Below are 10193 nucleotides of genomic sequence, written 5' to 3' on the forward strand. Positions count from 1 at the left end.
CCTTGGATATTTCGGCTCCAAACACCATTTCAACCAACCATTGGAGAGGAGAGAATCATGTTTCGCCAGATCATTGCTACCGTGTTCGCTTTCTGGGCTGCCAGTGTGTTTGCTGCCGACGTCAATCAGGCCAGCGCCCAGGAGCTGACGCAGATCAAGGGCATCGGCCCTGCGCTGGCTGAGCGCATCATCGAGGAGCGCGGGCAAAGCGACTTCAAGGATTGGGAGGACTTCATTCAGCGCGTCAAAGGGGTTGGTGCGACCAAGGCCGCCAGTCTCTCGGCCGAGGGACTGAGGGTGAAAGAGGAGGCCTATGAGGCCTCCAAGCCGGCTGCCAGCCAGTGAAGCACCGCTGATCCGCGCCGTGCAATATGAAAAAGGCCCCTTCCCCGGGGCCTTTTTCATGCCCAGATCGGGCGGTACAACCAGGGTGAGTCCATCAGTCTGCGGCCCGCTGTCCTGAGGGCGGCGTCGCGCGCCAGCCGCATCAGCCCCCGGTAGTGGAAAATGCGGCCATTGCGCCGCGCCTGTCGCTGCACCTTGGCGTTGCGAGCGTAGCGCTGACGGGCATAGTGTTGCAGGCGCTCCGAGATGGACAGTGCCTCCAGCCCCAGTGACTGCTGTAACTGGAAGGCGTCCTCGATCGACATGCCGGCGCCCTGTGCCAGGTAGGGCAGCATGGGATGGGCGGCATCACCCAGCAGGGCTACCTGTTGTTGGGCCATCTCCTGCGCACTGGTCAGCGCGGGCCTGCCCCAGAGCGGCCAGGCCCTCCAGGGATGTCCATCATGAGCGCGGCCATGCGAGCTGACGGCCTGGATGAGGTCGCGCAAGGGCGGGCACAGTCCCTGGCCGAGGTCCAGCACCGTGTCATTGGGAGCGGCCTGGTCCCAGTCCTGGCTGGCGGTATGGCCTGCGGCCATGGCATCGACGATCAGCACGATGTTGAGCCATTCGCTGCCACGGATGGGGTAGCTGACTGCGTGCAGATTCGGACCCAGCCAGGTCGTGACGTCGGTGCAGCGCATGCGCTGGGGCAGGGCGGATTGCTGGATCAGGCCGCGATAGGCCAGGTGACCGGTGGGCGTGACGGTTCCATCGGGCAGCAGCTGCTGGCGGATGCGGCTGTGTACGCCGTCGGCACCGATCAGTGCATAGGCCGTCAGCGTTTGTGTGTCATGGTCCCGCGAGAGATGGACGGTGATGGGACGATCGTCTGCTGCCGGTTCGTAGTCTGTCACGGTTGTGGCCATGCTGACCTGCAGTGCGGGATATGCGCTGGCGCGCTCCAGCAGCAGGGCGTGCAGGTCGGCGCGGTGAATGGTGGTGTAGGGCGCGCCGTAATGTGTGATGAATGGCTCACCCAGGGGCAGGCAGGAGAGGTGCTCGCCGGTGAGCGCGTTGCGTGCAAGGATATTGCCCGGGAAGGCCACATACTCGGACAGGGCCGTCTCCAGGCCCCATTGGCGCAGGCAATGCCAGGCATTGGGGCCCAACTGGATGCCGGCGCCGACCTCGCCGAAGGCGTGGGACTGTTCAACCAGATGGACTGGCAGGCCCCGCTCGCCAGCGGCAATCGCTGCGCTGAGGCCGCCAATGCCGCCACCGGCAATCAAAAGCGTGGATTCGGTCATGAAAAAAGGAGGGAATGGGCGCGGAAATGAAGCAGGTGCCTTGGCCGCGGCTGATTCTATGCCGTGGCAAGCATAACCTCTCCCGCACGGATGACTTGTTGCTCCAACTCAAGCAATGGAATGTCCCCGTTGCAAATGACGGTGTCGGCAGCGGCAAGGCGTTGGCTGCGACTGGCCTGATTGGCGATGATGCTGCGCGTGACCGATTCGCTCAGGCCCGAGCGCTGCATGACGCGCAAGATCTGCAATGCCTCGGGACAGTCGACGACGATGACGGCATCGAGCCTGTCGCGCCAGTGTGTCGATTCGACCAGCAGCGGAATGTCCAGCAGGGCGCTGGAGAATCCTTGCTGCGCGGCCTGGCAGAGGGCCTCGACCATGGCCTGCTGAATCAGTGGGTGCAGGATGGCCTGTAGTTGCTGCCGCGCAGCGGGATCGGCAAAGACGCGGGCACGCATGCGGTCACGGTCCATGGCGCCATCGGCACCGATGGCGCTGTCGCCGAAATGCGCGGCGATCGGCTCAATGGCCGCGCCACCCGCGGCAGTCAGGCTGCGCGAGATGGCATCGGCATCGATGAGCTGGCTGGCAAAACGCGCACGCCACATGCGGGCTACGGTACTTTTTCCGCTGCCGATGCCGCCGGTCAGGCCGATGCGGCGCAGGCGTCCGTGCCCGCTGCCGGTGGTGATCGTGGCGGACAAGTGCCCTGCCGTCATTGCCTGGTCACCCGAGGGAGGGCGCGAGCATCCAGCCGAGGATGCGCTCGGCACCGATGGCCAGCACCATCAGGCCGGCGCACCCAAGGAATGGGCCATAGGGCATGTAACCGCCTTCGCGCAGCGCGTGGCTGAGCTTCATGGCGATGCCGACGAGGGCGCCGATGACGGACGAGGCGATGATGATGGGCAGGATGGCAGGTGCTCCCAGCCAGGCGCCGAGGGCGGCCAGCAGCTTGAAGTCGCCGTGGCCCATGCCTTCCTTTTTGGTGAGCAGTTTGAAGAGCCAATAGACCGACCACAGCGACAGATAGCCGGCCACTGCGCCCAACACCGAGCTCCGCAAGGACGTGTCGATCACGCCCAGCCAGGCGGCCAGCAGGCCGGCCCACAGCAGTGGCAGGGTGATGTTGTCGGGTAGCAAGGTGGTGTCCCAGTCGATCATGATCAGCGCGATCACAGCGGCGGCAAAGCCGGCCCAGGCGAGGGCGGTCCAGCTCAATCCCCATTGGTGGCCGCAATAGGCAAAAGTCGCCGCCGTGGCGAGTTCGACCAGCGGGTAGCGCTTGCCGATCGGCGCATGGCAGGACTTGCAGCGACCGCGCAGCGCCATATAGCTGATGACGGGAATGTTCTCCAGCGCGGATATGGCATGCCCGCAGTGCCCGCAGCGCGAGCGCGGCAGCAACAGGTTGAAGGTTGGAGGTTCAGGCGTTGTCACATCCTGGATGTCCAGGCCCTGCTCGCGCAGAAAGCCCAGGCTGTCGCTGCGCCATTGGCGTTGCAGCATGACGGGCAGCCGCAAGATCACGACGTTGAGAAAACTGCCGACGAGCAGGCCGAGAACGGCAAAGGCCAGGGCCGCGAGAGTGGCTTCTTGCACGTTCAGACCACCTGTCCCAACTTGAAGATCGGCAGGTACATGGCCACGACGATGCTGCCGATCAGGCCACCGAGAAAGACGATGATCAGCGGCTCCAGCAGGGTTGAGAGACCTTCGACCTTGGTGTCCACCTCGGCTTCGTAGAAATCGGCAGCCTTGCCCAGCATCTGGTCGAGCGAGCCTGACTCTTCACCGATGGCAGCCATTTGTAGCACCATCGAAGGGAAGGCCTTGGTGTCGGCCATGGCGGCGCTGAGGCTGGTGCCACCGGCCACTTCCTTCTGGATTTCGTCGGTGGCTTTCTTGTACACGTAGTTGCCTGATGCGCCGCCGACGGCATCCAGTGACTCCACCAGCGGCACGCCGGCAGCAAACATGGTCGAGAGCGTGCGGGTCCAGCGGGCAATGCTCGACATGTTGACCAATTCGCCAAAGATCGGCAGCTGGAGTAGAGTCTTGTCGACGATGATCTGCAGCTTCTCGCTGCGCCGCCAGGCCTGATAGAGGAAGTAGCTGCCACCACCGAGCACGATGGCGATCAGCCAGAACCATTGGACGACGAAATCGCTGATACCCATGACGATTAATGTTGGGGCAGGCAGCTCGGCACCGAAACTACTGAAAATTTCCTTGAAAGCTGGGATTACCCATAACATGATCACCGTCAGCACTATGGCGGCGACGATCAGCACCGCGACTGGATACATCAGGGCCGACTTGACTTTGGACTTGATCGCTTCCAGCTTTTCCATGTAGGTGGCCAGCCGGTCCAGCAGGTCTTCCAGGATACCGGCAGCTTCACCTGCTTCCACCAGGTTGCAGTACAGGTTGTTGAAGTACAGCGGGTGCTTGCGGAAGGCCGCGCTCAGCGAGGTGCCGGTCTCGACATCGGACTTGATGGTGGTGAGCAGTTTGGTGACACTCGGATTGGGGTTGCCGCGAGCGACGATGTCAAACGACTGCAGCAGCGGCACGCCGGCACGCATCATGGTCGAGAGCTGGCGCGTGAAGATGGCGATGTCACGGCCCTTGATCTTCCTGCCGCCTTTCAGGCGTCGCTTCTGGATCTTGGTGACGAAGATTCCCTGGCGGCGCAGATTGGCGCGGACCTGGTTTTCCCCTGCAGCATTCATTTCGCCGCGCACCTGTCGGGCATTGCGGTCCTTGCCCTCCCACTCGTACAGGTATTCCTTGGCGGCTCTGGCGGTGGTTTTGCTAGCGGTTGCCATATCTATCTGGCCTTCAGTGATTGTGATGCATTAGGTGTTGGTGACGGCCAGCACTTCTTCGAGGGAGGTCACTCCTGCCTTGACCTTTTGCAGCGCGGATTGTCGCAGGGTCCGCACCCCTTCTGTCTTGGCCTGTGCCTCGATGTCGAGCGCGGAACCATCATCGAGGATGATGCGCTGCAGCGCTTCGGTGATGGGCATGACCTGATAGATGCCGACCCGACCCTTGTAGCCATTGTTGCAGGCCGAGCAGCCCACGGGTTTATAGGGTACCCAGGAGCCATCAAGGTCGTCATAGGTGAAGCCGGCTTCGATCAGCGTGTCCACCGGGATGTCGGCCGTTTCCTTGCAGGCATTGCACAGGCGCCGCGCCAAGCGCTGCGCGGTGATCAGGATCACGCTGGAGGCAATGTTGAACGGCGCGATGCCCATGTTGCGCAGACGCGTGAGCGTGGTCGGTGCATCGTTGGTGTGCAGCGTCGAGAGCACCAAGTGACCGGTCTGCGCGGCCTTGATGGCGATGTCGGCGGTTTCGAGGTCGCGGATTTCGCCGACCATGATGATGTCCGGATCCTGGCGCAGAAAGGACTTGAGCGCGGCCGCAAAGCTCAGGCCGGCCTTGTCGTTGACGTTGACCTGGTTGACCCCCGGCAGGTTGATTTCGGATGGGTCCTCTGCGGTGGAGATGTTCACGCCCGGTGTGTTGAGCAGGTTCAGGCAGGTATAGAGCGACACCGTCTTGCCCGAGCCGGTCGGCCCGGTGACCAGAATCATTCCATAGGGACGGTGGATGGCACTGAGCAGCCGTTCCTTTTCGATGGGTTCATAGCCCAGCGCATCGATGCCGACCTGGGCGCTGCTCGAATCGAGAATACGGATGACGATCTTCTCGCCGAACAAGGTTGGCAGGGTGCTGACGCGGAAGTCGATGGACTTGCCGCCGATCTTCATCTTGGTGCGACCGTCCTGGGGAATGCGCTTTTCGGCGATGTCCAGGCGCGAGATCACTTTGATGCGAGATGCCAGTTTTTCCTTGATCGCTACCGGTGGCGAAGCATATTCCTGCAGCTCGCCGTCGATGCGAAAACGTACCCGGTAGCTGTGCTCGTAGGGCTCGAAATGCAGGTCCGAGGCGCCCATCCGGAAGGCATCGACGATCATCTTCTGCAGAAAACGGACAACAGGGGCGTCATCGGCTTCGCTTGAGTTGGTGGCGTTGGCATCTGTTTCGCCTTCTCCGCCGAATTCATCGAGTTCGCCGAACTCGAAATCCGACGATTCGGTGTCGACAGAATAATACTTGGCGATGTTCTGAAGGACCGCGTTGACCTTCTCGTGCGCGGCAACGACCCACTCGACCGGTGTCTGGGTGGCGAACTTGATCTTCTCGGCGACATCGCGATTGGTTGGGTCGGCACTGGCGACGATCAGGCGGTTTTGGCGCTTGCCCAGCACCACGGCCTTGTATGAAAGACAGAGCTTCTGGTCCAGGAGGTTTTGCGGCAGGCGCAGCACGTCCACGGCGTCAAGGTCCAGATACGGGATGGCGAAGATGGACGAGAGTGTTTGCGCTACCTGGCCCCCGGTGAGCAGCTTGCTGTCGATGACCAGATCGAGGAATTCCTTGTTCTCGTTCTTGGTCCGTTGCAGCACGGTTTCCACCTGTTGCTGCGTCAATTGCTTGGCTGACAGCAAGGCCCGGGCAATGCTCGGGACGGTGATGGGTGCAGGGGGCTTCTTGCTAATTTCTTCCGTTGCCATGGTGTTCCAGCGATGCCGTGCTTTGGCGCGTAGGTTGGCTTCGGGGCAGGGGTGCCCGAACCTTCAGGGAGTGTATCGGATTTCAATACAAGTAGTTACGCTTGTTGTGTGGCCTGCTACAGCATGAAACGTCAACGATTTTTCGCACCTTCCGCATTTGTTGCACAGACTTGATGTGTGGTTTCGGATAGCGGCGTCTCCACTGCTTTTTGGAGTCCTTGGCGTCCTTGTTCCAGGGTATGCCTGAGATCGCCGAGCAAGGCGTCCAGGGTTCTGCCGCAATCTTCGATGTCTTCGGCGGGGCGCCGCAGGCGTTGCTCCAACGCCACGGCACAGCTGCCGGCGGCAGCCAGCCCGAAGCTGCCGGCGGTGCCGCCAATGGTGTGCAGGATGGTGGTCGCGGTAGGCCAGTCTCTGCGAGCCATAGCGTTTTCGACCGCCTCCATCTGGCCTTCACTGTGTGCCAGGAACTGGATGGCCAGCCCGTCTGCTCGTGCTGCGGGGATGCTCGCGCGCAGTTCATGCCAGACGTGGACATCGAAGACTTCGTTGGCTTTGTCAGGGATTGACCAGGCGGCCTGGCTGTGAGGATCGCCGGCAGGGAGCGTCGTGATGTGCCAGCGTTGCAATACATCCCACAGTTCGCTCTCCAGGATCGGTTTGTGGATGAAATCGTCGATGCCGGCCTCGCGTGCCAGCTGCGTCTCGGCACCGCCATGGTGAGCCGACATGGCGAAGATCGGAATGTCCTCGTAGTCTGGCCAAGCGCGGATCTGCCGGGTCGCCGTAAAGCCATCCATGACTGGCATCTGCAAGTCCATCAGAATGGCTCTGTACTGGCTGGTTTGGGTCGCAGCCAGCAGATCGAGGGCCTGCTGGCCGTTTTCGGCTGTTTCGATGGCAAGCTGGGGCGCTGCCTTGAGCAACTCGATGATGATGGTTCGATTGAGTTGATTGTCGTCCACTACCAGCAGCCTGGCAGGGGTGTCGAGCGGAGGCTGCGCGTTGGCCGGGTCTCGATGGGGGACAGAGGGCAAAGGCATCTTGGCGCTGTCGGGCGGCTCAAGGCGTCGCAGGATGGCGCGGATCTGGGCGATGCCTACGGGCTTGCTGAGGATATGTGTAACCCCGGCCGCCTGCCAGCCAAGGATCGGACTGGTTTCGCCATGCGATACAGCCAGCCAAACCGGGCAATGCAGTTTGCCAGCCTGCTGCGCCTGCTCAATCAGTTGCAGGCCCGTCATGTCTGCCAGCTGGCTCGAGAGCAGGCACAACTCGAACGCGGTGTCAGGCACCTGCTGCGCGGCCAACTGCTGCAGGGCTTGCGCGCCGGATGCGCAGGCCGTGACCTTGCAGCCGAAGGATTCCCGCAGCATCCGGGCCACGGCATTGCGGCTTCCCTCGTGGCTCTCAGCCAGCAATACGTGCAGGCTATGGCAGCGTCGTTGTACAGGATCTTCGCCATCGGGTGGCGCGCTGGGGTCCGTCTGGACGGTGGCCGTGAACCAGAAAACACTGCCTCGCCCCGGTGTGCTGCGCAGGCCTGTGCTGCCGCCCAGCAGCTTGGCCAGTTGGCTGGAGATGGCCAGGCCCAGGCCGGTGCCACCATAGCGCCTGGTAATGGAGACGTCTGCCTGCTCGAAGGCCTGGAACAGTCGGCCTTGTTCCTCGGGTGCGATGCCGATACCGGTGTCGCAGACCTCGAAGCGCAAGATGGCCTGTCCCGGGGCGTCACCCGCCTGGGTCACGCGAATCGATACTTCGCCCGCGGGGGTGAATTTGATGGCATTGGCAACAAAATTGATCAAGATCTGCCGGATGCGGTACGGGTCGCCAATGAAGGTGTCTGCCAGTCCGGCATCCACGTCGATCCAGAACTCCAGATTTTTCTCGGCCGCGCGAGGGGTCAGCATGTCCGCCACCTCGGCCACGAGTTCCGACAGCGAGAAGCGTGTTTGCTCGAGCTCGAGGCGTCCGCTTTCCATCTTGGAGAAGTCAAGAATGTCGTTGGTGATATCCAGCAGATGGCGTCCGGCGCGCTGCACCTTTTCCAGGCGTTCGCGCTGTACCGCAATCAGCGGATCCTTCAGGGCAACCTGGGTCATGCCCAGGATGCCATTGAGGGGGGTGCGGATCTCGTGGCTCATCACGGCCAGCAAGTGGGCCTTTTCCTGAGCAGCCTGCTCGGCCGATGCGCGAGCCTTGCGCAAGGCCTCGGCTTGCTGGATGTTGTCGCTCACATCCAGCCATACGCCATTGACCAGCAGCACACCTTCCGTTTGTCTGGAAACACTCGCCAGGGTGCGGATCCAGCGCCATTGCCCTGACTGCTCGATGGCCGTGTCATATTCCAGCGTGCTTTCGGCAGCAGCCAGGGCCAGCGCCTGCTCCGTCAGGCTGCGGGTCAAGGCCAGCGGCACCAGCGTGTCATCTTGCTGCCAGTGGGCGCGCGCGGATGTGGCCGTTGGTCCGCCCGTGGCGCCAGGTCGGAACATGGCGCCGGCCTTGGGACTGATGAAGTGGCATGCCCGTGCGCCGCTGGCCTGCAGTTCAAACTGGAACAGCACGCCAGGGATGGTCTTGCTCAACTCCAGCCACTGGCGGGAAAGGCGCTTGGATTCCGCTTCGCTGGCTGCCTCACGAAGCAGCTGGTCGCCTTGCATCAACAGCTTCTGGATCTGCAGCAGCGGCGGGCGCAGATCCTGCAGCAGGAGGGATGGTTCCGAGTAACGCTTCTCGCTGAGATCGCGCAGGGACTGCAGCAACAATTGGTACGGTTGATGCAAGTGGTTGCGCAGCACTTTTTGCATGGCCAACCACAGCAGGCCGAAGATCAGCAGCATCAGCGCCGCGCAGCCCAGGACGCTTGAGCGGGTGAGTGATTGCTGGCGTTGCAGGTCGGTCTCTATGTCCGCCGAGATCTGCCGGGCAGCTTGCCCCAGCAGCATGGCGAGTGTGCGGCTGGCAGTGGCATAGTCTGGCGTGGTGGAGGCGTCAGGCGCGCCATGCGGCTGCTTGCGGGCCTGACGCAGGACGTCCTGTGTCAGCACGAGTGCGCGTTCGAGCTCGACAGGCGGTGGAGAGATGGTGGGCTCCAGTTCCAGCTGATCTTGAAGCAGCAGTGCCAGAAGCGTGCCGTTGTTGACGACCGCAAAGGCTGCCGCGCTGGCGTCCCTTGCGGGATCCGCATCGCCAATGCTGCGGGCGAAGTGACTGGCCTCATGGATGCGTTGCAGGCAGGCCTGGCGCAGTTGGGTGTGCCGGAGGGTGCTCTGGGTGCTTTGGTGGAGATGCAGCACCAAGGCGGCCAGCAGCGCCGTGAGCGGCAGCAGTGTCACCAGCAACAGGGTATTGACGCGCCGCTGCAATAGTGCGCCGAGATCGGTGCGCCAGAGGGGCGAGATGCGGGGCAATGGCATGGGGCGACGGGGCGTGAGCGACTGCATTGTCGCTGCATTATTTTCGATTTTGGTCAAAAAATAGTGTGCTAGAATTCGCGTTTTCGGAGGGATGGCCGAGTGGTTAAAGGCAGCAGACTGTAAATCTGCCCTCTTACGAGTACGCTGGTTCGAATCCAGCTCCCTCCACCAGGCTTTGCAAGCAATCGCCGTCGTTGTGACGGCGATTGTGCGGGAGTAGTTCAATGGTAGAACCCCAGCCTTCCAAGCTGATGACGCGGGTTCGATTCCCGTCTCCCGCTCCATTGGTGTGTGCTGCATCGATGGGTTGATGAAATGCTGCCCATGTGGCTCAGTGGTAGAGCACTCCCTTGGTAAGGGAGAGGTCGCGGGTCCGATTCCCGCCATGGGCACCACCTCGCACAGGTTGTGTATCCTTGGATCGTTTGTTTGTATTCATTCCTTGGGGTTGAAAAATGGCAAAAGGAAAGTTTGAGCGCACGAAGCCGCACGTGAACGTGGGCACGATCGGTCACGTGGACCATGGCAAGACGACGCTGACGGCGGCC

At 62.0% G+C, this 10193-nt stretch carries 8 protein-coding genes and 3 tRNA genes; 5 read left to right on the forward strand and 6 right to left on the reverse strand.

Annotated features, from left to right (window positions below):
- Positions 1-57: 57 nt before the first annotated feature.
- The gene (locus EV687_RS16500) at positions 58-345 is read left to right on the forward strand and encodes a ComEA family DNA-binding protein (RefSeq protein WP_122229038.1); all 288 of its coding nucleotides are present in this window, start codon (positions 58-60) and stop codon (positions 343-345) included.
- A 56-nt stretch (positions 346-401) separates the two neighbouring features.
- Here the strand turns inward: EV687_RS16500 and EV687_RS16505 are convergent, their stop codons facing one another.
- The 6 genes from EV687_RS16505 to EV687_RS16530 form a co-directional block, all read right to left on the reverse strand.
- The gene (locus tag EV687_RS16505; protein ID WP_122229036.1) at positions 402-1634 is read right to left on the reverse strand and encodes an FAD-dependent monooxygenase; all 1233 of its coding nucleotides are present in this window, start codon (positions 1632-1634) and stop codon (positions 402-404) included.
- Positions 1635-1690: 56 nt separating this feature from the next.
- Entirely contained in the window at positions 1691-2353 is a 663-nt protein-coding gene (coaE, locus tag EV687_RS16510; RefSeq protein ID WP_122229035.1) for a dephospho-CoA kinase, read from the reverse strand.
- Positions 2354-2360: 7 nt separating this feature from the next.
- A complete protein-coding gene (locus EV687_RS16515; RefSeq protein ID WP_242612688.1) occupies positions 2361-3236 on the reverse strand; it encodes a prepilin peptidase in 876 nt (291 codons plus the stop codon).
- Positions 3237-3238: 2 nt separating this feature from the next.
- Entirely contained in the window at positions 3239-4465 is a 1227-nt protein-coding gene (locus tag EV687_RS16520) for a type II secretion system F family protein (RefSeq protein WP_122229034.1), read from the reverse strand.
- 30 nt (positions 4466-4495) lie between these two features.
- Positions 4496-6226 carry a type IV-A pilus assembly ATPase PilB gene (gene pilB, locus EV687_RS16525; RefSeq protein WP_122229033.1) on the reverse strand — a complete coding sequence of 577 codons (1731 nt, stop codon included), beginning with the start codon at positions 6224-6226 and terminating at the stop codon, positions 4496-4498.
- Positions 6227-6357: 131 nt separating this feature from the next.
- Positions 6358-9645 carry a hybrid sensor histidine kinase/response regulator gene (locus EV687_RS16530; RefSeq protein ID WP_162846600.1) on the reverse strand — a complete coding sequence of 1096 codons (3288 nt, stop codon included), beginning with the start codon at positions 9643-9645 and terminating at the stop codon, positions 6358-6360.
- 85 nt (positions 9646-9730) lie between these two features.
- On the opposite strand from EV687_RS16530, the gene EV687_RS16535 reads away from it, so the two are divergent.
- The 4 genes from EV687_RS16535 to EV687_RS16550 form a co-directional block, all read left to right on the forward strand.
- Positions 9731-9816: transfer RNA gene (locus EV687_RS16535), tRNA-Tyr, on the forward strand.
- 39 nt (positions 9817-9855) lie between these two features.
- Positions 9856-9929 (forward strand) — tRNA-Gly (locus EV687_RS16540).
- Positions 9930-9965: 36 nt separating this feature from the next.
- A tRNA-Thr gene (locus EV687_RS16545) sits at positions 9966-10040 on the forward strand.
- A 60-nt stretch (positions 10041-10100) separates the two neighbouring features.
- Positions 10101-10193 (forward strand): GTP-binding protein (locus EV687_RS16550; RefSeq protein WP_005434227.1); only part of this gene is annotated, 93 nt, incomplete at its 3' end.

The sequence above is a fragment of the Corticibacter populi genome (assembly GCF_004217315.1).
Lineage (GTDB): Bacteria > Pseudomonadota > Gammaproteobacteria > Burkholderiales > Burkholderiaceae_C > Lampropedia > Lampropedia populi.